General features: G+C 29.6%; 26 protein-coding genes and 1 pseudogene. 8 read left to right on the plus strand and 19 right to left on the minus strand.

What is annotated here, in order from left to right:
* The 3 genes from L8X38_RS02145 to ribA form a co-directional block, all read right to left on the minus strand.
* Positions 1 to 343: hypothetical protein (locus L8X38_RS02145; protein WP_263661164.1), on the minus strand; the 343-nt coding region annotated here is incomplete at its 3' end.
* Complete coding sequence (gene rsmG / locus L8X38_RS02150; protein ID WP_263661165.1) at positions 337 to 930, minus strand: 16S rRNA (guanine(527)-N(7))-methyltransferase RsmG; 594 nt, start codon at positions 928 to 930, stop codon at positions 337 to 339. The genes L8X38_RS02145 and rsmG, both read right to left, overlap by 7 nt.
* Positions 927 to 1487 carry a GTP cyclohydrolase II gene (ribA, locus tag L8X38_RS02155; RefSeq protein WP_220567283.1) on the minus strand — a complete coding sequence of 187 codons (561 nt, stop codon included), beginning with the start codon at positions 1485 to 1487 and terminating at the stop codon, positions 927 to 929. The genes rsmG and ribA overlap by 4 nt, the downstream gene beginning before the upstream one ends.
* A 71-nt stretch (positions 1488 to 1558) precedes the next feature.
* Between ribA and hemB the strand changes: the two genes are divergently transcribed.
* From hemB to L8X38_RS02175, 4 genes and pseudogenes are all read left to right on the plus strand, one after another.
* On the plus strand, positions 1559 to 2542 hold the full coding sequence (gene hemB, locus L8X38_RS02160; RefSeq protein WP_133319823.1) for a porphobilinogen synthase: 984 nt from the start codon (positions 1559 to 1561) through the stop codon (positions 2540 to 2542).
* 2 nt (positions 2543 to 2544) lie between these two features.
* Positions 2545 to 3028, plus strand: a pseudogene (locus L8X38_RS02165) (DUF2603 domain-containing protein).
* Positions 3015 to 4370 carry an oxygen-independent coproporphyrinogen III oxidase gene (gene hemN / locus L8X38_RS02170; RefSeq protein WP_263659633.1) on the plus strand — a complete coding sequence of 452 codons (1356 nt, stop codon included), beginning with the start codon at positions 3015 to 3017 and terminating at the stop codon, positions 4368 to 4370. The pseudogene L8X38_RS02165 and the gene hemN overlap by 14 nt, the downstream one beginning before the upstream one ends.
* A gap of 1 nt (position 4371) precedes the next feature.
* The gene (locus tag L8X38_RS02175; RefSeq protein WP_133319820.1) at positions 4372 to 5646 is read left to right on the plus strand and encodes a (Fe-S)-binding protein; all 1275 of its coding nucleotides are present in this window, start codon (positions 4372 to 4374) and stop codon (positions 5644 to 5646) included.
* Here the strand turns inward: L8X38_RS02175 and L8X38_RS02180 are convergent.
* From L8X38_RS02180 to L8X38_RS02190, 3 genes are read right to left on the minus strand one after another with little or no spacing between them, the layout of a single operon-like run.
* A complete protein-coding gene (locus L8X38_RS02180; protein WP_133319819.1) occupies positions 5643 to 5852 on the minus strand; it encodes a hypothetical protein in 210 nt (69 codons plus the stop codon). The genes L8X38_RS02175 and L8X38_RS02180 overlap by 4 nt on opposite strands.
* A gap of 37 nt (positions 5853 to 5889) precedes the next feature.
* Positions 5890 to 6897 (minus strand): alanine racemase, encoded by a 1008-nt coding sequence (locus tag L8X38_RS02185; protein ID WP_263661167.1) that lies wholly within the window; start codon positions 6895 to 6897, stop codon positions 5890 to 5892.
* Positions 6897 to 7868 carry a L,D-transpeptidase family protein gene (locus L8X38_RS02190; RefSeq protein WP_133319817.1) on the minus strand — a complete coding sequence of 324 codons (972 nt, stop codon included), beginning with the start codon at positions 7866 to 7868 and terminating at the stop codon, positions 6897 to 6899. Before L8X38_RS02190 ends, L8X38_RS02185 begins: the two co-directional genes overlap by 1 nt.
* Before the next feature lie 126 nt (positions 7869 to 7994).
* On the opposite strand from L8X38_RS02190, the gene L8X38_RS02195 reads away from it, so the two are divergent.
* From L8X38_RS02195 to L8X38_RS02205, 3 genes are read left to right on the plus strand one after another with little or no spacing between them, the layout of a single operon-like run.
* Complete coding sequence (locus L8X38_RS02195; protein ID WP_133319816.1) at positions 7995 to 8414, plus strand: copper chaperone PCu(A)C; 420 nt, start codon at positions 7995 to 7997, stop codon at positions 8412 to 8414.
* On the plus strand, positions 8414 to 8860 hold the full coding sequence (locus L8X38_RS02200; RefSeq protein ID WP_133319815.1) for a hypothetical protein: 447 nt from the start codon (positions 8414 to 8416) through the stop codon (positions 8858 to 8860). The genes L8X38_RS02195 and L8X38_RS02200 overlap by 1 nt, the downstream gene beginning before the upstream one ends.
* 3 nt (positions 8861 to 8863) lie before the next feature.
* Entirely contained in the window at positions 8864 to 9421 is a 558-nt protein-coding gene (locus L8X38_RS02205; protein ID WP_133319814.1) for an SCO family protein, read from the plus strand.
* A 10-nt stretch (positions 9422 to 9431) separates the two neighbouring features.
* Here the strand turns inward: L8X38_RS02205 and L8X38_RS02210 are convergent, their stop codons facing one another.
* The 6 genes from L8X38_RS02210 to mapA all read right to left on the minus strand — a co-directional run bounded on the left by L8X38_RS02210 (position 9432) and on the right by mapA (position 15507).
* Positions 9432 to 10634: an ABC transporter permease gene (locus L8X38_RS02210; RefSeq protein WP_133319813.1), complete on the minus strand. Its 1203-nt coding sequence runs from the start codon at positions 10632 to 10634 to the stop codon at positions 9432 to 9434.
* Positions 10635 to 10696: 62 nt separating this feature from the next.
* Positions 10697 to 11143: a hypothetical protein gene (locus tag L8X38_RS02215; RefSeq protein ID WP_133319812.1), complete on the minus strand. Its 447-nt coding sequence runs from the start codon at positions 11141 to 11143 to the stop codon at positions 10697 to 10699.
* Positions 11119 to 11628, minus strand: a complete 510-nt coding sequence (locus L8X38_RS02220; protein WP_133319811.1) for an LPP20 family lipoprotein — start codon at positions 11626 to 11628, stop codon at positions 11119 to 11121. Before L8X38_RS02220 ends, L8X38_RS02215 begins: the two co-directional genes overlap by 25 nt.
* A 61-nt stretch (positions 11629 to 11689) precedes the next feature.
* The gene (gyrA, locus tag L8X38_RS02225; protein ID WP_263661168.1) at positions 11690 to 14260 is read right to left on the minus strand and encodes a DNA gyrase subunit A; all 2571 of its coding nucleotides are present in this window, start codon (positions 14258 to 14260) and stop codon (positions 11690 to 11692) included.
* 21 nt (positions 14261 to 14281) lie between these two features.
* Complete coding sequence (locus tag L8X38_RS02230; RefSeq protein ID WP_133319809.1) at positions 14282 to 14863, minus strand: ComF family protein; 582 nt, start codon at positions 14861 to 14863, stop codon at positions 14282 to 14284.
* Complete coding sequence (gene mapA / locus L8X38_RS02235; RefSeq protein ID WP_263661169.1) at positions 14860 to 15507, minus strand: outer membrane lipoprotein MapA; 648 nt, start codon at positions 15505 to 15507, stop codon at positions 14860 to 14862. Before mapA ends, L8X38_RS02230 begins: the two co-directional genes overlap by 4 nt.
* Positions 15508 to 15709: 202 nt before the next feature.
* On the opposite strand from mapA, the gene L8X38_RS02240 reads away from it, so the two are divergent.
* Complete coding sequence (locus tag L8X38_RS02240) at positions 15710 to 17071, plus strand: DASS family sodium-coupled anion symporter (RefSeq protein ID WP_133319807.1); 1362 nt, start codon at positions 15710 to 15712, stop codon at positions 17069 to 17071.
* Positions 17072 to 17075: 4 nt separating this feature from the next.
* On the opposite strand, the gene L8X38_RS02245 is transcribed toward L8X38_RS02240, so the two are convergent.
* From L8X38_RS02245 to dapE, 7 genes are all read right to left on the minus strand, one after another.
* Positions 17076 to 17690, minus strand: a complete 615-nt coding sequence (locus L8X38_RS02245; protein WP_263661170.1) for a thiamine phosphate synthase — start codon at positions 17688 to 17690, stop codon at positions 17076 to 17078.
* The gene (gene thiH, locus L8X38_RS02250) at positions 17680 to 18813 is read right to left on the minus strand and encodes a 2-iminoacetate synthase ThiH (protein WP_263661171.1); all 1134 of its coding nucleotides are present in this window, start codon (positions 18811 to 18813) and stop codon (positions 17680 to 17682) included. Before thiH ends, L8X38_RS02245 begins: the two co-directional genes overlap by 11 nt.
* A gap of 1 nt (position 18814) precedes the next feature.
* Complete coding sequence (locus L8X38_RS02255; protein WP_263660247.1) at positions 18815 to 19573, minus strand: thiazole synthase; 759 nt, start codon at positions 19571 to 19573, stop codon at positions 18815 to 18817.
* On the minus strand, positions 19573 to 20373 hold the full coding sequence (gene thiF / locus L8X38_RS02260; protein WP_263660246.1) for a thiamine biosynthesis protein ThiF: 801 nt from the start codon (positions 20371 to 20373) through the stop codon (positions 19573 to 19575). The genes L8X38_RS02255 and thiF overlap by 1 nt, the downstream gene beginning before the upstream one ends.
* The gene (gene thiS, locus L8X38_RS02265; protein ID WP_066006795.1) at positions 20370 to 20561 is read right to left on the minus strand and encodes a sulfur carrier protein ThiS; all 192 of its coding nucleotides are present in this window, start codon (positions 20559 to 20561) and stop codon (positions 20370 to 20372) included. Before thiS ends, thiF begins: the two co-directional genes overlap by 4 nt.
* 31 nt (positions 20562 to 20592) lie before the next feature.
* Complete coding sequence (locus L8X38_RS02270) at positions 20593 to 21351, minus strand: CAAX protease (protein WP_263661172.1); 759 nt, start codon at positions 21349 to 21351, stop codon at positions 20593 to 20595.
* Positions 21352 to 21484: 133 nt separating this feature from the next.
* Positions 21485 to 22585, minus strand: coding sequence for a succinyl-diaminopimelate desuccinylase (gene dapE / locus L8X38_RS02275; RefSeq protein WP_257928681.1), 1101 nt, complete (start codon positions 22583 to 22585; stop codon positions 21485 to 21487).
* Between the last annotated feature and the right edge of the window lies 1 nt (position 22586).

The raw sequence follows: 22586 nt of genomic DNA on the forward strand, positions 1-22586 counted from the left end.
AACAAACTCCATCAACGCTTAGCTCATAAGCTTTTTTTAAATTATTATCTAAAACATCAAGTAAAAATAAAATTTTAGAGTCAAACATATAAAACTCAGCCATTTTTGAGGCAATTTTTGCCAATCTCTCATCTTCTATTAAAATATATTTTGCTCCTAGTGCATTAGAAAGTAAAATTTCTTCCTCATTCTTGGCATATATAGCAAAATCTATTTTTTCCTCTTTTGCACTTTTTATATTTTGTTCATTGTAATTAAAACAATTTACATTTGTTTTGATAAAAATATTTTCAAAATAACTAAATTTTTGCATATTTATCAAAGGATGTCCAAAAATTAACATAGTTTTTCCTTTATCTTTAAAAGACAATAATTCCTAAAGCCTTGATTAAAAATTTGATAATCTTTCAATTCTTGCAATTCATCATAAATTTCACTTCCTTTATAAAGCAAAAATAAAGTATTTTTATCATAAAAACCATTTGAAATTTCTACCAAAGGTTTTACATCCATTAAAGCTCTTGAAGTAATTAAATCTACTTTAAAAGGTGGATAGTTTTGTAATTTTTCTTTTATGATATTTACATTTATCAAATTAAGTTCAGTTTTAACCACCCTTAAAAATGAGGCCTTTTTAGCGCTAGGCTCAAAAAGAAAAAATTCATTATCTTGCAAAATACAAGCTAAAAATAATGCAGGAAAACCAGCCCCGCTTCCAATATCAATGATCTTTTTTTTATTACTCAAATCATAAAAATCTAAAATTTTAACACTATCAATAATATTTTCATCTATATTTTCAAAATGAGTTAAATTATGCACAGCATTAAATTTTTCTAACAACTCTTTATAGAGCGTGATTTTTTTAAAAAAATCATCTTTATTTGCAAAATCTTTTAAAAAATTTAATTGCTCTTCGTATTTTTTCAATTTAGATGTCCCATTTGTGTATATTTAATTTCTAAGTAATCTTTATTAAAACGATTTGCTTTTATTAAAATAGGCACTCTTAAATTAATTTTTTCTTTTAATGAATTTAGCTTTTCAGGATTATTAGTTAAAAGGTTAATTTTAGAAATCTTATAATGCTTAAGTATAAATTCTACTATTTCATAACTACGCTCATCTGCCTTAAAACCTAATTGATGATTTGCTTCTATGGTATTAAAACCCTTATCTTGCAAAGCATAAGCATTAATTTTATTAAAAAGTCCTATACCTCTTCCTTCTTGCCTTAGATAAATCACCATACCACCATGCTCTTGAATGTATTTTAAAGAAAAATCAAGCTGTTCTCCACAATCACATTTTAAACTTCCTAAAACATCCCCTGTTAAACATTCTGAATGGATTCTAATATTAACTTCTTTTTCCAATTTTCCTTTAAAAATACAAAGATGTTCTTTATCATTTTCTTTAAAACTTTGTATATTAAATTCCCCAAAACGAGTGGGGAGTTTTGCTATTTCAGAAATTTGAATAGTCATTATTTTACTTTACCTTTTTTATAAAAAATATGCTAGAATTTAAACAATTTTAACAAACAAAAAGGAAATTTATGTTTAAACGCTTTAGAAGATTAAGACTTAATGAGAATATTAGAAGCTTAGTAAAAGAAAATACCTTAAATTTAGATGATTTAATCTATCCACTTTTTGTTATCAATGGTGCTAATATTAAAAATGAAATCACATCTATGCCAGGTGTGTTTCAAATGAGCTTAGATGAAATTTTAAAAGAATGTGAGGAGTTAATTAATCTTGGTATTAAAGCGATTATTTTATTTGGCGTGTTAGAAAGTTCCAAAAAAGATAGTTGTGGAAGTGATGCATTAAGCGATGATGGCTTGATTGCTACAAGTCTAAGAGCTATTAAAGCAAAATTTCCTGATTTGGTAGTAATTACCGATCTTTGTTTTTGTGAATATACTGATCATGGGCATTGTGGTATTATTGATCCAAAAAGTAAAAGCGTAGATAATGATTTAACTTTAGAAATTTCAGCCAAACAAGCTCTAATTCATGCTAAAAACGGTGCAGATATGATAGCACCAAGCGGCATGATGGATGGTATTATTGAAACTTTAAGAAAAACTTTAGATGAAAATGGTTTTGAAAATTTACCTATTATGGCTTATTCTACTAAATTTGCTTCAGCCTATTATGGGCCTTTTAGAGATGTGGCTGATTCTGCACCAAGTTATGGAGATAGAAAAACCTATCAAATGGATTTTGCTAATGGTAAAGAAGCCTTATGTGAGAGCTTAGAAGATGAAAAACAAGGCGCTGACATCTTAATGGTAAAACCAGCACTTGCGTATTTAGATGTAGTAAAAGATATAGCAAATCATTCTAAACTTCCACTTTGTGTGTATAATGTAAGCGGGGAATATGCTTTGCTAAAAGCAGGTCAAAAAGCAGGTGTGATTGACTATGAAAAAATAGTACTTGAAACTATGCTTGCTTTTAAAAGAGCTGGAGCTAAGCTTATCATAACTTATCATGCAAAAGAAATTGCAAAATTATTAACAAATAAGGAGTGAGATTGAATAGTCTAAGCAAAAAAAGCTCTCAAGATGTAATCAATGAATTATCTAATCATTTGGGCATAGAAAAACACAATCAAACTATATTTCATCTAACCCACATTAACGATAAAGAAAAAAAGTTAAGTCTAAAAAATGGCCATAATTTAGCACCCGAACCATGGTTTATAGTAGATGAAAATGATGAAGTTAAAACTATGTTTTCTGTAAAAACTCTGATTGAGTTTTTACAAAGTGCCAAAAAGATACAAAATGATAATTTTGAACTTAAACTAGAAAAGGCTATCTATCAACAAATTCCTATTGACTTTAATGATGTATGGACAGTTGCAATGGATGAGATTAAACATCAAGTTTCCAAAGGTATAAAAGAAGTTAATATTGATTTAGATCAATTAATCAGCAATATTCATACAAAACATCCTAACTTATTTATAAACATGAAAGAAATGATGCAAAAAGGCAAAAAATGAGAGATTATAAAAATTTTGTTAAATACTCCAAAGCAGGACCTAGATACACTTCTTATCCTACTGCAGTAGAATTTAACACCCATTTTAAATATGAAGACTATATAAAAATTTTAAAACAACAAACAGCACAATTATCTTTATATTTTCATTTGCCTTTTTGCAGGAGTGCTTGTTATTTTTGCGGTTGTAATGTAATATATACCGCAAAAGAAGAAAGTAAAGAAAGGTATTTAAATTATCTTTTTAAAGAACTTGATCTTTTAACAAATACCATTGACACACAAAGAGAAGTAGCTCAAATGCATTTTGGTGGTGGTACACCTACTTTTTTTTCTGCTAAACAATTGCAAAGTTTGATTTTTAAAATAAAAAGCATTTTTCCAAATTTTACCCAAGATAGTGAAGTAAGTTGTGAAATTGATCCTAGATTCTTAAATGAAGAACAAGCTGATGTTTTAATTCAAAATGGCTTCAACCGTATTAGTTTTGGTGTGCAAGATTTTAACGAAAAGGTTCAAAAGGAAATTCATAGAATTCAACCTTTTGAACTTACCAAAAATGCAGTAGATATGGTAAGAAAAAAAGGGATAAATTCAGTAAATATGGATTTAATTTATGGCCTTCCTTATCAAAGTCTAGAAAGTTTTAAGCAAACTTTAGAAAAAGCACTGCTGATTAATCCCGATCGCTTTGCTATTTTTAATTATGCACATGTGCCTTGGCTTAAAAAAAATATGAGAAAATTTGACGAAAACACTCTACCAAGCCCTGATGTAAAACTTCAAATTTTAGAATATTGTGAAAAATTTTTAACTCAAAATGGTTATAAAATGATAGGAATGGATCATTTTGCAAAACCACAAGATGAACTTTTTAAAGCCTTAGAAAATGGTAGTTTGCATAGAAATTTTCAAGGCTATACTACAAAAGGCGGAACCGATTTAATCGGGATTGGCCTAACAAGTATAGGCGAAGGTAAAAGACACTATATGCAAAATTTCAAAGATATGCCAAGCTACGAAAAGGCTATCGATGAAGGTCGATTGCCTTGCGAAAAAGGTATTATGCTTGATGATGATGATGAACTAAGAAAAGCTGTTATTATGGAACTTATGAGTAATTTTGCTCTTAATATAAAAAATATTGAAAGTAAATTTAAGATTGATTTTTTTGAATATTTTAAGCAAGATTTAGAAGAACTCCAAAAACTTAATGAATTTATCAACATAGATAAAACTCATATCAAAGTTAATGAAACAGGAGTACTTTTAATCCGTAATATTGCTATGTGTTTTGATAAATATTTAAAACGCATTAGCGAAGATAAAAAAGTTTTCTCTAAAACGGTTTAATATGTTAAATGTTAATGAAATTTCTAATGCTTGCGTAAAATGTGGAAAATGCATACCAGTTTGCACCATACATGAAATAAATCGTGATGAGAGTACTTCCCCTCGTGGCTTTTTAGATTTAATCAGTGCTTATGAAAACCAAGAACTAGAGCTTGATAAAAATCTTAAAAAAATATTTGAATCATGTTTTTTGTGTACAAATTGCGTTGAAGTTTGTCCAAGCCATTTAAGAGTGGATAGCGCTATTGAAAAAGTGCGTTACGATATAGCACAAAAATTTGGCATTGCTTGGTACAAAAAACTTGCTTTCTTTTTTCTAAGACGCAGAAAAATTCTAGATATTTTAGCAAGATTTGGTTATGTTTTCCAAAGCTGTGCTTTTAGTTTACAACATAAAAATTTGGGAATGAAAGCTAAATTTAACCTACCTTTAATTAAAAAAGATCGCTTGCTTCCTTCTTTAGCTAAAAAAAGCTTTCTAGCTTCTAATCCTGATTTCATAAATAATCAAGGTGAAAAAACCATAGGACTTTTTATAGGCTGCTTGTCAAATTACTCTTATACAAATACGGGCTTTGCTTTGCTTGAAATTTGTAAACATCTTAAAATCAATGTAGATTTACTAAAAGATCAATCTTGTTGCGGTGCTCCTCATTATTTTACTGGAGATTTTAAAAGTGTAGAAATTTTAGCTAAAAAAAATATCGTTTATTTTGAAGAAAAATTAAAAACTCTAGATTATATCATTATCCCCGAAGCAACCTGTTCTGCGATGATTAATATAGACTATGAACATTTTTTCCACATGCAAAAAGATGAAGAATGGGCTATAAGAGCTAAAAATATTTCTAGTAAAATACTACTTGCAACAAAATATTTTTATGAATATACTAAACTAGAAGAGCTTTTAAAAACAAAGAAAAAATTAAAGACAAAAATTGCATACCACGATCCTTGTCATGCAAGAAAAATGCAAGGTGTTTTTAAAGAACCTAGAGCCTTGCTTAAACAAAACTATACTTTCAAAGAACTTATTAACTCAAATGAATGCTGTGGTTTTGGCGGTGTTAGTATGCAAACTGATCACTATGAAAAAGCTTTGCAAGTTGGTATAAGAAAAGCTCAAAATATACAAAAAAGCAATGTGGAAATTATCAGTGCAGAATGTTCAGCTTGTAGAATGCAAATTTCAAATGCATTAGAGCATGAAAAATCCTCCACGCATTTTTTACATCCATTAGAATTGATAGCAAAAATACTTCAAGATAAAAATTAATCTTGAATTTTTATATCTTCGATATTTGATCTATTTTTTTCTATTAAAATTCTATTTTTTTCTATATTTTCACTATTTTTTTTACACTCGTTTTTCAAGATTTCAATATTTTTATATAAAATTTTTATTTTTCTCTCGTAACGATTTATCAATAAAAATACTATAAATAAAAATAAAATTAAAATAGCCCAATTTAAAAATGCCATATTTGCCCTTTCTTTAGATATATTAACACTTTTTATCTTAAACTAAAATTCTTTTCAAATTTGGAGAAAGTTTGACTAAAATTTCATAGTTGATAGTATTAAAAAAACTAGCCATAATATTTGCATCATTTAAAACACAAATTTCATCTTCATCATTCTCACAAGAAAAACTATCCATAGACATTTTTCCAAGCAATTTCTTACCATTAGGAAGAAAAAAATCTTGTTTTCCATCATAACGCAAAAGCCCATCTGCATAACCTAAATCATAAGTTGCTATTTCAAGATCTTCTTTTGCATTATATACACCACCATAACCAACACTTTGACCTTTTTTCAACGCTCTTTGGCTTAATTTTTCAGCCCATAAACTTAAAACTTTGCGTAAGTCTTTATTAAAATGCGCATAGCCAAATTGCACAAGCCCTACTCTACAATACTCATCGCACCCAAGCTCGCTTGCTCTAAACAATGCTTCAGAATTATGTGAATGAAATATAAGCTTTTTAGCTTCATCACAAAGCAAAGTATATATTAGCTCTTTAGCTTGTTTAAATTTTTGTTTTTGCACAAAATAACTAGCATCTATTTCATCACTTCCTGCAAAGTGCATCATCACTCCATGAAGTATTAAATTATTACTTTGTAGTTCTTGTATCACTTCTTGAATTTCTTCAGGTATAATTCCATTTCTATGCATATTTGTATCTACAACTAAATGAATTTTTATATTTTGCTTGAATTTTTTAATATCATTTTTATCATTTAAAGCATAAATAAATTTTTCACTTTCATTGCCATGTGGATGATGGGATAGAATTAAGATATTATCAAAAATATCTTCAAGCTCTTTTGCTTCAGCTTCATTTTTTACCGCTATAAAATTTATACCTTTTGCTCTAGCTATAGGAGCTAAAAGCTTAGCTCCATGTCCATAAGCATTATCTTTAAAAACACATATTACTTTTTGATAACCTCCTGCTTTAGAGGCTATCAAGTCAAGATTATACTCATAAGCCAAACGATCAATTTTTATATATGCCATTATTGTTCAGCTAAAATTTGCATTTTATCTTCAACTAGCTTAACATAAAGGACTTTTTCTCCTTTGAATTTATAGTTAGTACTACGATAGTCTTCATAAAATCCTATTCTAAAAATTTTCTCATTTTTATCATTTGGATAAGGACTTATGCTAAGATCTGAAAATTTAATGCTCTTTTTTTCTCTCTTTGCGAAAATTCTTTCTTTATTTTTTGCAAATTGCTCATAAGTGGATTTATTATTATGTTTAAAAATTTTTTTATCATAAAAAGATAAATACTTATTTATATCACTTTTTTGCCAACTATCTTTCCAGGCAAATAAATTAGCTAGTAAAATCGCTATTTCATCATGAGTTGCTCTTACTTTATTTTTCTCTTCTGTCATTGCATAAGATTTTCTATCAGCTACTAATTTATTAAAATCTTCCAATAAATCATTATGCACAGCAATACAACCTCTAGTTTTATAAGTATCCAAGCGTGTTCCATCTAAAGGATAGCCATGAATCCAAATACCACCACCTGTTTTACCCAAAGTTTTATCTAAAACATTTGGGTAAGTTGTTGCAAATGCAAATGGGCCATAATATGGATCACCAGGATAAAATTTCTTTCCAAGTTCGTAAAAACCTATTGGAGTTTTTAAATCTCCTTCTACTTCTTTATCTCCAGCTAAACCTGTTAAAACATCCCTTTGGATAAATTTCTTTTCTACTTTTCCATCATTGTAGTGATAAACTCTAATAATTTTATCACTTTTATTTGTTAAAACTATTGCAACATTTTCCTCATAATATCCTAAACTAATATTTTTGTCTTTTATCTCATCAAGCCAAAAATCTTTTTTACTTAACTCTTGCTCCAATACCCTTTCAACTGCATCAATACCTTCGTTTAGATAAATTTTTGCAAGATTATTTGCATTTGCAAACACAGCCAAACTAAACAATGCTAATATAATTTTAAACAATTTTCACCTTTCTATTAAAAATTAAAACAACAAAGAGCTAATTATAATATTTTTACAATAAATATATTTTTAATTTTTTCCGTGTATAATGTTTACAAATAACCAAAAACAAAAAAAGGAAAAATAATGAAAAAATTACTTAGTTTAGCCATACTAAGCACTTTTGCTTTTTCAAATCAAATTACTATAAATGATCCTTATGTAAGACAAACTCCACCTAATTCTAAAACAACGGCATTTTTTTTAGAACTTAAAAACAACTCAAACAAAGATATTAAACTCATAAAAGCTCAAAGTTCATTAAGCGATACAGCTGAAATTCATGATCATATTATGAAAGATGGTAAAAAAATGATGGTTCAAATTCCTCAAATCACAATAAAAGCTAATTCAAGCACCGAACTTAAACCTGGTGGGATGCACATTATGATACTAAATCTCAAAGAAAATATCACACCGCAAACAAAGGCCAATCTAACTCTTTATTTTGATGATAATAGCACAATTGAACTAAAAGATATCAAGTCAAGAAGCATTAAAAAATAATGAAAAATCTACTTGTCTTTGCCTTAGCTATAGTCTTTGCTATATGCGGGGCTTATTTTTACACCAATTCATCAAATACCGGGAAAAAGAGAGAATTAATTACCACTTTAACACCTCTAACATGTGATCTAAACATTCAAGAATGTGAATACAATTTTAAGGATAAAAAAGTCTTAGTAAATTTAAATCCAAAGCCTATTACTACATTAAATGAGCTTGATTTAAATATTACCAATTTAGGTGAGTTTAAAAAACTTAATGCTAGGGTTTATGGACTTAATATGTATATGGGAGATATTGTTCCACAATTTAAAAAAATAAACAATACTTATCATGCTAAATTAGTTTTAAGTTCTTGCACTCTAGATATAATGCGTTTTAGAATAGAGCTTTTTGATGATGAAACTCCACTAGGTTTTTATTTTGACTTTGATGTAAAGAGGTAAAATATGAAAAAAATAAATATTTTTTTATTAATTGTGGTAATTTTTGGAGTATTTTTTATATCTGTGCAGTATTTTGAAAACAACAAATACAATTTTCACTTAAATTCTGAAAAAGGCATACTTAGTCTAAAAGATTTTATCGGTAAAAAACTAATTGTATATTTTGGCTATACATATTGTCCTGATGTCTGTCCTAGTGAGCTTGCCTTGATTGCTAATGTTTTAGAAAAAATGCCAAATAAAGAAAAAGCTCATGTGATATTTATCTCACTAGATCCAGCAAGAGATAGCAACTTAACTCAAACTAGCCAATGGGTTAAGTATTTTTACCCAAATTCAACTGCATTGGTTGCTAAAGATGAAAAAGAATTAGAAAAAGTTACTAAAAATTATGGCGTAGTATATGAAAAAATCAATCTTAAAGATTCCGCTATGGGATATTCTATAGCACATAGTGGCGAATTTTATTTGATTGATGAGAATGGAAAATTTATTAAAACCATTAAAGATATCAGTTATGAAAACTTTTTCAATGAAATTCAAAAATTCTTAAACGAATAAATTTTTCAATTTATTCGTTTCTTAAAGTATCTAAAATATCTACTTGTGTTGCTTTTTTAGCAGGATAATAAGAAGACAGGCTCACAATCATAATAGCACCAAAAATCGTAGTACAAAAATCAACAAAAGAAAGCTCCAAAGGTAGCTTACTCATGCCATAAACATCACTTGGTAAAGAAATAATGTCAAAATTTCCAAGTATCCACAAAGCAATAGCTGCAAGTATCACACCTGCTACGATACCACCTCCACCTATCAAAAATCCTAAAGAAAAAAATGTTTTTTTAATCTCTAACTTACTAGCTCCCAAAGAAAGCAGCAAAGCTATCTCACTACGACGATTCATTACTATCATTAATAAAGAACTTACTATATTTAAACTTGCGACCAAAATAATCAACATCAATACTATAAACAAAGCTCTTTTTTCTAAAGCTAATGCTGCAAAGAAATTTCCATTTTGCTCCCACCAGCCTATACTAGCATATCTTGCACCCAAGAAAGCTTCAATTTGTTTAATATCCTCAAAAGGCTTATTTGAATATACATGTACCCCATCATAACTTCCTTGGGGATATGACAAAATCTTAGCTAAAGCTTTTACATCTGTATACATATAAGCTTTATCATAAGCTAACAAACCTGAAGAAAAATCAGCCATAACATCAAATCTTTTAACTTTTGGAATAAGCGAAAGTCCGCTTGCATTAAGATTGGAAAAAATTAAGGTAATTTTTTCATTATAATCAAGTCCAAATTCATCTTTTAAACCCTTACCAATTAAAATATCAAAATTATCTAATTTTTTATCTTCTAAAGCTTGAGCTACTACCTCATTGATCTTTTTTTCATCTTCAAAATTAACCCCAAAAAGCATACCGCCTTCCAATTTTAAATCATTTCTTGCTATAACCTGAGTAGTAATATAAGGGCTAAATAATAAATTTGGAAATTTGCTTCTTAATTCTTGTAATAATTTATCATCTACATTTGCTCCAAAACGCGGTAATATAGTGATAGGGTAATTCATAGTAAAAAGTTTTCTCTCAAATTCTTTATCAAAGCCATTCATAATGGCCATTGCAACTAAAAGCACACAAAGTCCTATACTTACACCTAAAAAGGCTAAAATTTTTGAAAGCATAATAAAGGGTTGATCTTTATCAAAACGCAGGTATTTAAATAATAAATAACGAGGGATACTTTTATACATCTTTTACTCTTAATATTTTTTTAAGTATTTTAACTTGATTTTTATAAAAGCAAGCTTTGTATTTATTTAAGATAATATACAAAGGCACTATTATCGTGAAATTCAACTATAAATCTTAGCGGCAAAATTCTCACATAAGTTTCACTTTGCGCACTTGCTTGTTCACTTTTTACAAAGTCTTTTACATCTATTTTTGAGTTAAAAAAACAATCAATTAAATCATTTTTGTGAGCATTTAAAAAGTTAAATTTATCCAGCTTTGTCATCTTTTCTTCAGCCACCATACCAAAATCATTGCGTATTAAAGACTTCAAATCACTTGGCGTATATGCTAACTCACAAGCATATTCTAAATTTTTATTTTTACTTTTAGTCATAGCCATAGAAATAGTTTCATTTTGATGATAAAGAATAAAATTTTTATTAGAAAGTTCTGCCCAAAATATAAATTCATCTTGGGCAGTAGCATTAAAAATTATGAGGATTAATAAGCAAACAATTCTTTCCACTTGTCAGCATCAATTTTAAGTTCTACATTTACTCTATAAAGACCATCTTTAAAGTCTTGATCTACAACACTTGCATTTTTAATCAAACCATTTACCTGCGCTGTAATAGTTGAGCTTTTAAGCATTGCATCTTTTACTGTATCTTTACCATTAACTCTGACACCATACAACTTACTTGCTAATTGTCTATAAGCATCGGTAATTGCCGCTCTTTTAGCTAAAGCCAAAGCTTGACCAACTGAAACCGTATTTAAAGGAGCAATACCCTCACCCACCGCTGTAAAAGTTAGATCATTGTCTGTGCTTGTATCATTTGCAAGCATTTTTTCTTCTCTAATGATGTTACGCACATCATCTTTATCAACTTTTTGAACCACAACATCAGAATTTGCTGCTTGAGTCTGATTTGGATTCACACCTCTTTGATCTAGTGCACAAGCACTAAAACCCAAAGCTAAACAAAACATAAAAATAACTTTTTTCATTTTTTACACCTTCAATTTATTTGATTTTATTAAAACAGCAAAAAGCATTCCAATAATTTTACTATTCTAAATTTAAATCCATATTAGTTTCAACATCTAATTCCTCATCTTCTTCTTTAGGACACTTAGCAATGCTTACAACCTCATCATTTTCAACATTAACAACAATTACACCACTTGTATTTCTACCTGCTTTTCTAATGCTTTGCATATCAACGCGTATCATCTTACCACTACTTGTTAATGCCATTAAATCCATACTTTCATCAACTATGACTATACCGATTAAATCTTTTGTTTTGGCAGTAAGTTTCATACAAATAACACCCTTACCACCTCTACTTTGAAGTCTATATTCTCCAGCATCAGTACGCTTACCTATACCTTTTGCACTTACGCTTAAGATTTCTTGAGCGTCATTTTCTATAACAACAGCACCCACAACCTCATCATCTTTTTCTTTAAATTTAATCGCAGTTACCCCTCTACTTACACGGCCAATCTCTCTAACTTTAGCAAGTGGGAATTTAATGCACATACCTTTTTTAGTAACCGCAAAAAGCATTTTACCAACGATAGTATTATCAAGCTCTTCATTAGGTTCAAGCATTTCATTTTCTAAATTTTCTTCATAATTTTGTTCTTGAGTTTCATTTTCATCCCTTGCTACGATAATTGCAGTAACAAGTTCATCATTTTCATCTAGATTAATCGCTTTTACACCCACGCTTCTAATGTTTTGATATTCACTTAAATTTGTGCGTTTTACGATACCATTTTTAGTAAAGAAACACAATGATTTACTTTCATCAAAATCAGTGGTTGGAATAATTGCCATGATTTTTTCATCTGCTTGTAGATTAATGAGATTAACCACAGCTTTGCCTTTAGCAGTTCTACTTCCTTCAGGAATTTTATAAACCTTAAGCCAATAAAGCTGTCCACGATCAGTAACAAACATCAAGGTATCATGTGTATTTGCCGTAAAGAAACTTTCTATAAAATCATCATCATAAGTTGTAACTGCAACCTTGCCTTTACCACCGCGTTTTTGTTTTTCATATTGCTTACTTGGAACACGCTTAATATAGCCACGATGAGTGATAGTAACTACCATATTTTCATTTGGTATTAAATCTTCTATATCAATATCATCATAGTCATCTTCAATTTGAGTAATTCTTGGTACATCAAATTTTGTTCTGATTTCTTTTAACTCATCTTTGATTAAATTTTCAAGCAAAGTTTCGCTTTTTAAAATTTGATCAAGCCTCTCTATTTCTGCTAATAATTCCCTTAATTCGTTATCAATTTTTTCTCTCTCAAGACCTGTTAAACGGCCTAATTTCATATCTAAAATAGCATTAGATTGAAGCTCACTTAGACCAAATTTTTGCATTAATAAATTTTTAGCCGTTGGGTTATCAGGAGAGTTTTTAATCAAAGCTATCACTTCATCAATATTATCTAGTGCAATTTTTAAACCTTCTAAAATATGTGCTCTAGCTCTAGCTTTTTGCAACTCATAAATAGTTCTTCTAATAATTACAGTTTTTCTATGATTTAAGAATAAATTTAAAAGCTCAATTAAAGAAAAAACTTTTGGCTCTTTATTATGTATAGCAAGCATAATCACACCAAAAGTACTTTCCATAGTGGTAGATTTAAAAAGATTATTTAACACAATCTCACTCATAGCATCGCGTTTTAGCTCAATTACCACGCGAATTCCTTCTCTATCACTCTCATCTCTAACTTCAGCAATACCTTCGATTTGTTTTTCTTTGGCAAGTTCAGCGATTTGCTCTATTAATCTTGCTTTGTTAGTTTGATAAGGAAGTTCATCTATAACGATAATATCTTTATTAGCTCTTTTTTCTATATGGGTCTTTGCTCTTACTTTTACCCTACCACGACCTGTGCGGTATGCTTCTATAATACCTTTTTTACCAAAGATAATACCACCGGTTGGAAAATCAGGTCCTTTAATAAATTGCATTATTTCTTCTAAACTTGCGTTTTTATTATCAATTAAATAAAGCAAACCATCAATAAGCTCATTTAAGCTATGCGGAGGAATATTGGTAGCCATACCCACTGCAATACCACTTGAACCATTAAGCAATAAATTTGGGACCCTAGCAGGTAAAACATCAGGCTCACTCATAGAATCATCATAATTTGGTATAAAATCAACCGTATCTTTTTCTATATCACGCAAAAGCTCTTCAGCTAAAATCGTCATCCTAGCTTCAGTATAACGCATCGCAGCAGCACCATCGCCATCAATAGAACCGAAGTTTCCTTGTCCATCTACACTTGGATAACGCATAGAAAAATCTTGCGCCATTCTTACTAAAGCATCATATACAGCTGTATCACCATGTGGATGATATTTACCGATTACATCACCCACTATACGCGCTGATTTTTTGTATGCACTACGACTTCCAACACCTAAATCATTCATAGCATATAAAATTCTTCTATGAACAGGTTTAAGCCCATCTCTAGCATCAGGTAAGGCACGGCCTATAATAACACTCATAGAATAATCTAAATAACTACTTTTTATAGAACTTTCTATATCTATATTTTCAATATCTGAATCTTTAGTAAAAATATTTTCCATAAAAATCCTTAAAATTAATGCCTATATTGTATCAAATTTTGCATTAGCCAAAACTAAAGCAAAAAGCACTTCAATATTATTTTTTTCTAAAAGCTCTTTTGCCTCTAATAAACTTAATCCAGTAGTTATCACATCATCTACTAAAATTACAGGATATTTTGGACGCTTTAAAAGCTTATAAGATCTTTTATTATCTTTACGAAATTTCAAACTTTTACCACTATATTTAAATTCTGAACTAGCTTGCAAGGTGTGATACATAGGTTTTATAAATTTAGTATTTAAGTATTTAGTTAAAATAGCAGTATGAGAGTAATTTTTATATGTTTTATCATCTAAAGCTATAGCATTAATTTTACAAGATGGTTGAAAAAAATCCTCAAATTTAGCAAAACTCAATTTTGCCAAAGCATTTAAAACAAAATAGCCTTGAAATTTGTGTTTAAAATAAATCAAATGCTTAATTTGCTCATATTGATAAAAATAATAAACTTTAAAATTTCCCTCAAGTTCTCTTATACCTAAAGAATATTCTAAAAGCTCTTCCTTGCAAGCTGGACAAAAACTCGCAAAGGAAAATCCATGGCAATTAAAACACCTCACAAAGAGCTGATAATATCTGCAGATTTATTAGCCACTTGTTTTATAAGAAGCTGAGTGAAAAAAGGTAGATCTTTGATATTATAAAAACCTTTAACTTCTTGTTTGGTTTTAATATTAATAGTTTTATTGGTATTAATATCTTTTAGTGTCAATTGACTAGCAATAATTGAAAATAAAGAATTAAAATCAAATTTAGAATAAAAATCATTAAAACTTAAATCTACCCTTAAAACATAAGGAGAATCTTGTGTATCTTCTACTACAACTATACCTCTATTTTCTAATTCTTCTTTTAAAAACACATAAAAATAGTAGTTAAAATTCTCATTAATATAATAATTATTTCCATTAGAAGAAGAATATTTTAAATTCTCATTTAAATCATATACCCTATGAATATAAACTTTTTTTAAGGAAGCACTTTTATCAATTGTTCTTTTATTTGCGCAATACTTAAGCCCCACATCACTAATATACACAAGGCCTTTAATTTTTGCTTCATATGCTTTAGAATCAGAAGGATTATAACATTGTGCTTGAATTTTTATAAGCTCATTAACTTTTGCAACACTTTGATTTTTAGAATTTACAGCACATGCACTAAAAAATAAAGCTAAAACAAATACAAATACTTTTTTTAACATCTTTTTTCCTTAGAATCATCTTTATTATTTTATGATTTTTAATTAGCAAAAATTATACCAAAAACAAATAAATTTTACTAAAACTTACTTTTTTCCACACAAGAATAATTTTATTGAAAAAATTTTATACAAAAATTGATATTTAAAAGAAAATTCATTTAGAATATGTTACAAAACTGCAATATTTTAAAGGAGTTGTTAAATGAGTTCAAATACAAAAACACTTATAGTCGTTGCTGATTTAGTGTTATTTATCGCTTTGCTTTATTTTTCCCCTTTTGGTGAAACTAAAGTAAACCAAGGTTTATCTTTGTTAATTTTTATTGCCGTTTTATGGCTTAGTGAGGCTTTGCATGTTACTATTACAGCTATTTTAGTACCTGTTTTAGCTGCTATTTTGGGATTACTACCCACCGCTAAAGCTTTAACAGGTTTTGCTGATTCTAATATCTTTTTATTTTTTGGTGGTTTTGCTTTGGCCGCAGCTATGCATCATCAAAAATTAGACAAACTTATTGCACATAAAATTTTAACATTAGCAAAAGGGCATTTAGGCCTTTCTAGTTTGTATATTTTTATCACTACTGCATTTTTATCCATGTGGATGAGTAATACCGCAACAGCAGCTATGATGCTTCCGCTTGCTATAGGTATGTTAGCTTCACTTGATCCGCAAAAAGATAGAAATACTTATGTTTTCATCCTTTTAGGTATAGCTTTTAGTGCGAGTATAGGTGGTATAGGCACCATAGTAGGAACTCCACCAAATGCAATCGTTGCCACTCAATTACACATTACTTTTGCACAATGGTTAAAATACGGAATTCCTATTGTTTTAATTTTCCTACCTGCAATGATTTTAATTTTATACTTTATGTTTAAACCTAAATTTAATCTACAAGTTGATTTACATACTGAAAATATAGAACTTACAAGACCTAGAATCATCACTTTAATAATCTTTTTAGTCGTTGCACTATCTTGGATTTTTAGTGGTAATATCAGTCCTATCATCACAAGTATTTTTGGACACAAAATAGCAAATCTTGATGCAATTATTGCTTTATTGGCTGCTGTTTTAGTATGTGCTTTTAAAGTAATTGATTGGAAAAATATACAAAAAAATACCGATTGGGGTGTATTAATGCTCTTTGGTGGAGGTATCACTCTAAGTGTAGTATTAAGAGATTCTGGCGCTAGTAAAGTAATGGCTGATACTATCATTTCATTTATAGAAAATGGACATTTATTTATTATAGGTTTAATTGTGGCATTTTTTATAGTATTTTTAACTGAATTTACCTCAAATACTGCTTCAGCAGCCTTACTTGTGCCTTTATTTATCTCTATAGCAGATACTTTAGGCGTTCCTGCTTTAGGACTTGCTTTAATCATTGCTATTGGTGCTTCTTGTGCTTTCATGCTACCAGTTGCTACACCACCAAATGCTATAGTTTTTGGTACAGGACATATTAAACAACAAGAAATGGTAAAAGTTGGGATTATATTAAATATCTTTTGCTCAATCGCACTTGCAGTAATTGCATACTTTTTCTGGCTATAATCTTTTAGTCCTTTTGGACTAAAAGATCTTTACACTTTAAAACATAGTTTTTTACATCTTTACTTTTATACAAAGCTTCTCTTATACATACGCCTGCTAAATTTAAATCTTTTAAATGATTTATAGTTTGGATATTTATCCCACCTATAGCATAAATGGGTATTTTTGAAACTTCTAACAAATCTTTTAAATTTTTTATACCCTTTGGTGTTAAATCAGCCTTACATGAGCTTTCAAATACATGTCCGAAAAAAGCATGATTTACTTTAAACTTATAAGCTAAATCTAATTCTTCTTTAGAATGGACAGAAGTACCCAAAAGCTCAAATTTTTTATAACTTTGTGGGTAATTTTGTAAAATTATTAAGGGAGCATGAAAAAATTGATGATTTAATTTTAAACAAGCTTCATAATGATAATGCAAAAAGCAAATTTTTTGAGTTTTATTAAAAATTTTTAATACTTCTTTGGCTAATTTAGTATATTCTAACTCATCCAAATGTTTTTCTCTAAGCACTAAAGCATCAATACTACTTTGACTTAGTTTTTCAATAAAATTTAAAAAATCTCCTTGGGTATTTTGACTATCGCTAATAGCAATGATTTTTTTATCCCACATAAATACTATCGCTCATTATAGCTTGTAAATTTGCATTTTTTAACATAACTAAAACCTCATCAACACTACGCATATCACTAATTTGAAACTGATCATCACCTTTTTTATCACCTTGGTGCTCACCTACCCCCACGCTTACACCTGCACTCATTTTAGTAGCTCCAAGTTTAATAACCCCGTCTCTAAATCCTGCTCTTTCACGCGTAGAAATCGTAATACTTGCAAAAGGTAAAAATAATCTATAAGCACATAAAACCTGCAAAAGCCTTGTTTCACTTACATCTTTTGGATGAATTTTTTTATTATTGATAATAGGTCTTAATCTAGGGATAGATAAAGCTATTTCAGCATGAGGGTATTTTTGCTGTAAAAAATACGCGTGTAAAGCCGTAGCAAAAGCATCTTTTCTAAAATCATCCACGCCAAGTAAAGCTCCAAAAGCAACCCCTCTCATACCTGCTTTTAACGCTCGCTCTTGTGCATGAAAACGATACTCAAATACACTTTTTTCACCTTCAATATGAATTTTAGAATAAGTTTTTTGATTATAAGTTTCTTGATAAACACTTACATATTCACAACCCTTTTCATGAAGCAATGTATACTCATCTACATTCATAGGATAAACTTCAATTCCCACGACCTTAAAATACTCTTTTGCTATCTCACAAGCTTTGGCAAGATATTCTACGCTAGCATATTCCCTGCCCTCACCTGTTAAGAGTAAAATTTCTTCCAAGCCACTTTTTTTAATCTCTTGCATTTCTTTGTGAATTTCAGCCTCATTTAGCTTAGCTCTTTTAATGTTATTTCCTTTTTGAAACCCACAATAAGTGCATTTGCTATTGCAAAAATTAGAAAGATATAAAGGTGTAAAAAGCGAAATGGAATTTCCAAAATATTTTTGAGTAATCTTACTTGATTTTTGTGCTAAATCTTCTATAAAATCTTCTGCTGCGCTTGAAAGCAAAGCTTTCAAATCTTCTATGTTAAGATAATCTTTAACTAAAGCTTGTTTTACATCAAAAGCGCTAAATTTACTTTCATCAAAAATTTCAACTTCTTTTAAAACCTTGGTTAAAATTTCACTTTCAATACTTTGCATATGAGGATATTTTTGCATTTTAATCTCTTAAAAAACCACTCAAAGGCGAGCTTGCACTTGGCATGCTTTCATTTGCTATACCTGCTAAATACGCATTATGTCCTGCCTCTATAGCCAAAGCAAAAGCCTTTGCCATTTTTGCTACATCTTTAGCTTGAGCTATAGCAGTATTTACCATCACTGCACTTACTCCCATTTGCATGGCTTCACAAGCTTGTGCGGGATTTCCTATGCCTGCATCTACTATAACAGGTAAGCTAATTTCATTAAGTAAAATTTGTATAAATTCTTTAGTTTTTAAGCCTTTATTGCTTCCTATAGGAGCTCCAAGAGGCATTATAGCAGCAGCTCCTGCATTAGCCATAGCACGCGCTGCATATAAATCAGGATACATATAAACTAAAGGTGTAAAACCCTCATTTGCTAAAAGTTCTACTGCTTTTACACTTTCATAATTATCCGGTAATAAATATTTACTATCGCTAATTACTTCAACTTTAATCATATCTCCACAGCCAAGCTCTCTTGCAAGTTTTGCTATACGCAAAGCTTCTTTGGCACTTCTTGCACCCGAAGTATTAGGCAAAAGTTTAATATGTTTTGGGATAAAATCAAGTATATTTTCTATGCCTTTATCATTTACCCTACGCAAAGCTAAGGTGATAATCTCAACTTTTGCTTCTTCAATGGCTGATTTTATAAGCTCAAAAGAAAATTTCCCAGAACCTAAAATAAACCTAGAATTAAACTCATATTTTCCTATTTTTAATTTTTCCATTACTCGCTCGCTAAAAGTTCTAAAACTAAATTTGCTTGATGTCCTGCGCAAATATTTACACGCGGTGCCATAAGTCCATTGCCTACCTTTGCCTCGTTTTTTAAATCACCACAAACATAAAAGTTTTTTGCAATTTTTCTTGTTTGTATGCTGTTGCTATCGCCATATCCTGCTAAGCCAGAAGCACAAATTAATGTTTTTTGAGGATAGTGTTGATGAAAATTTTGCGCTAAAAGCGCTTTATATTTTGCACTATCAAAGGCTTCACAAACTATATCATCATTTGTAAAAAGTTTGGCTATATTTTCTTTTTCTATTTTTAAAACTTGTGCAAATACTTCTATAAAAGGATTAATTTTAGCGATTTGATCTTTTAAAGCTTCAGCCTTAAATTTACCCAAATCTTCCACCATATAAGCTTGACGGTTAAGATTACTTGGCTCAACCACATCAAAATCAATCAAATGAAGCCTACCAACCCCGCTTCTTGCTAAATTTATAGCTATATGCGAGCCAAGTCCACCAAGTCCACACACTGCCACACTTGCCTTTTTAAGCTTATTATGAAGTTTTGGAGTATGTCTTGCCCTCATCATCGCATCAAGAGCTTCATATGGTGGTAAAGTATTTTTTTCTATACAAAAAAGCTCATCATTTTCTTTTAGATCCAAACTTTCTTTTGTTGCAAAACCATTGACTATCCATACATCATTTTCATTTTTACTCACACTTTGAAAAAATTCCAAAGTGTTTTTAAAATGCGTGTTTATCATACTACCATTAAATTTAATTCTCATCAACCACCACCTACAAAAGTAACAATCTCTACTTTATCATTTTCTTTTAAAATCAAATTTTCAAATTTATCCCTTGGGATAATTTCTCCGTTTAATTCTAAGGCAATAAATTCTATTTTTAATTGCTTTTCTTTAACATAATCCATAAATCTAAGCTCTTTTAACTCAAGCTTTTGCCCATTGATAATCATTTAAAACCTTTACTTATTTTACTTAAAATACTTACTCGCTTACATTATTATAATTAAATCTTAAAATAATAGCTTCTTTTATCTCTCCAATATCAATAGCATCTTCTAAATTATAACCAAGTCTCAAAAGTAAAATTTCCAAATCTTTTTTAAATTTTATTTTTGTAGGTTTATTATGATAGGTTTCATTTCTAGCTTTTCTTATTTGGCTTAGTTTTGTCTTAAGATGTTCTTTGGTGCCAAAACTTGGTAAGACTTGATTTTTATATATTTTTTTATCTTTAAATATATAAGCAAATTCACTCCAATGATCTATTAATATCTCTTCTAAATCAATCAGACAAAAATCATCAAAAATTTGCCAAGTGCTATTATATTCATCTATTTTTTGACATCTCTTTTTAACTTTTTTTAAAAGACTTTTTAAAGCAGGATTAAAAACCTCTTCGCTAGATTTAAACCAATCATCATCTAACTTATTATACAAATTTGCTATTTTTACTGCTAAAGTACTTCTTAGAGCATTTTCATAACATTGTAAAAGTAAAAAATTTGCTTGATGATTTTTGCGTCTTTTGGAATAAATTTTCATAATTAGCTCAAACAAATCTTCGCATTTTTGATTTTTTTCTAAAATCTTTTGTGCTTCTTTGCAAGCTCCCCACAAATATCCAAAATGCAAAACATTAATCCCTTTTATCATTCTAAATTTAAAATCACATTTTAATTTAAAATTGATAAATAGTTTTTCTATTTTTTCATAGCTACTTACATCAAGCTCAAAAGACATTTTACTTCCTATTAACTCCATTTTAAAAAATTAATGATATAATTTTAGAAGTTTAGAGGGCTAACTTGCCGGTAGCTGCAAGGTACTCTTAAATGAGAGGCTACTCTAAATTCCTATTACATCCATGCTTTTCCTAGTTAAAATTCTCTAATAAATCTTTAAAAACTAAATACAATTTTTCAAGCTCTTCTATACTCACTCTTTCATCAATTGCATGAATTCTATCATTACACACGCCAAATTCTACCACCCTCACACCAAACTCAGCAAAATATCTCGCATCACTTGTACCACCTTTGGTGTTAAGTTCTGGCACTACTTGAGTAATTTTTTGCACACTCTCATTTAGTTTTTGTACGATTTTAGAATCACTTTGTGTTAAAAAAGGATTTGAACTTTGATTTATGCTCAACTCATAATCAAGTCCTTCACAAGTCTTTTCTACATAAGCTTTTACATCTTCTAAGCTAGTTTGTGGAGAATTTCTTACATTAAACATCAATTTTAAATCATTTGGGGTTACATTACACACTTCCATACCACCGCGTATATCAGTAATAACGATTTTAGATGGTGCAAATACCTCATCGCCTGGATCAAGATCAAAACCTGCTAAAAATTTCAAAGCAAAAGCAAAATTATGCACAGGATTAATGCATTTTTGCGGGTATGCTACATGGCCTTGTTTGCCTTTGATAAGCAATTTTGCATTGATAGAACCACGACGCCCTATTTTAATACTATCTCCAAATTTTTTATCACAAGTTGGCTCAGCAACCACAGCAAAATCAGGTAGCATATCTTTTTCTTGCATAAATTTAAGCACTTCAAGCGTGCCAAATTTAGCCTCGCCTTCTTCATCACTTGTTAAAATCAGTGAAATTCTTCCTTTGAAATTTTCTACCTCCTTAACTGCACACATAAAAGCAGCCACGCCACTTTTCATATCTTGTGCACCTCTTACATAGATAAACCCATCTTTTTCTAAAGGCTCAAAAGGATCACTGCTCCAACCCTCTCCTGCAGGCACTACATCTACATGCCCGCCAAAAGCTAAATGCTCACCATCATCACTAAATTTTTTAGTCAGCAAAAGATTTTTCACACCTTCTTTTTCTATAAAAAAAGCTTCAAAATCACTTAACTCCACTGCAATATAATTTAATGCTCCATCATCATCTGGGGTGATGGATTTAAATTTGCTCAATTCTTTAAAAATTTCAACTACTTGCATG

Origin of the sequence: Campylobacter sp. CNRCH_2014_2452 (assembly GCF_025772865.1) — a bacterium.
Taxonomy (GTDB): Bacteria; Campylobacterota; Campylobacteria; order Campylobacterales; family Campylobacteraceae; genus Campylobacter_D; species Campylobacter_D lari_D.

Excerpts from the sequence above, each read along its gene's own strand:
- ribA (WP_220567283.1), bottom strand. The coding sequence starts at position 1,487 with ATGACTATTCAAATTTCTGAAATAGCAAAACTCCCCACTCGTTTTGGG.
- hemB (WP_133319823.1), top strand. The coding sequence starts at position 1,559 with ATGTTTAAACGCTTTAGAAGATTAAGACTTAATGAGAATATTAGAAGC.
- hemN (WP_263659633.1), top strand. The coding sequence starts at position 3,015 with ATGAGAGATTATAAAAATTTTGTTAAATACTCCAAAGCAGGACCTAGA.
- L8X38_RS02175 (WP_133319820.1), top strand. The coding sequence starts at position 4,372 with ATGTTAAATGTTAATGAAATTTCTAATGCTTGCGTAAAATGTGGAAAA.
- L8X38_RS02180 (WP_133319819.1), bottom strand. The coding sequence starts at position 5,852 with ATGGCATTTTTAAATTGGGCTATTTTAATTTTATTTTTATTTATAGTA.
- L8X38_RS02185 (WP_263661167.1), bottom strand. The coding sequence starts at position 6,897 with ATGGCATATATAAAAATTGATCGTTTGGCTTATGAGTATAATCTTGAC.
- L8X38_RS02195 (WP_133319816.1), top strand. The coding sequence starts at position 7,995 with ATGAAAAAATTACTTAGTTTAGCCATACTAAGCACTTTTGCTTTTTCA.
- L8X38_RS02200 (WP_133319815.1), top strand. The coding sequence starts at position 8,414 with ATGAAAAATCTACTTGTCTTTGCCTTAGCTATAGTCTTTGCTATATGC.
- L8X38_RS02205 (WP_133319814.1), top strand. The coding sequence starts at position 8,864 with ATGAAAAAAATAAATATTTTTTTATTAATTGTGGTAATTTTTGGAGTA.
- L8X38_RS02210 (WP_133319813.1), bottom strand. The coding sequence starts at position 10,634 with ATGTATAAAAGTATCCCTCGTTATTTATTATTTAAATACCTGCGTTTT.
- L8X38_RS02220 (WP_133319811.1), bottom strand. The coding sequence starts at position 11,628 with ATGAAAAAAGTTATTTTTATGTTTTGTTTAGCTTTGGGTTTTAGTGCT.
- gyrA (WP_263661168.1), bottom strand. The coding sequence starts at position 14,260 with ATGGAAAATATTTTTACTAAAGATTCAGATATTGAAAATATAGATATA.
- mapA (WP_263661169.1), bottom strand. The coding sequence starts at position 15,507 with ATGTTAAAAAAAGTATTTGTATTTGTTTTAGCTTTATTTTTTAGTGCA.
- L8X38_RS02240 (WP_133319807.1), top strand. The coding sequence starts at position 15,710 with ATGAGTTCAAATACAAAAACACTTATAGTCGTTGCTGATTTAGTGTTA.
- L8X38_RS02245 (WP_263661170.1), bottom strand. The coding sequence starts at position 17,690 with ATGTGGGATAAAAAAATCATTGCTATTAGCGATAGTCAAAATACCCAA.
- thiH (WP_263661171.1), bottom strand. The coding sequence starts at position 18,813 with ATGCAAAAATATCCTCATATGCAAAGTATTGAAAGTGAAATTTTAACC.
- L8X38_RS02255 (WP_263660247.1), bottom strand. The coding sequence starts at position 19,573 with ATGGAAAAATTAAAAATAGGAAAATATGAGTTTAATTCTAGGTTTATT.
- thiS (WP_066006795.1), bottom strand. The coding sequence starts at position 20,561 with ATGATTATCAATGGGCAAAAGCTTGAGTTAAAAGAGCTTAGATTTATG.
- L8X38_RS02270 (WP_263661172.1), bottom strand. The coding sequence starts at position 21,351 with ATGTCTTTTGAGCTTGATGTAAGTAGCTATGAAAAAATAGAAAAACTA.
- dapE (WP_257928681.1), bottom strand. The coding sequence starts at position 22,585 with ATGCAAGTAGTTGAAATTTTTAAAGAATTGAGCAAATTTAAATCCATC.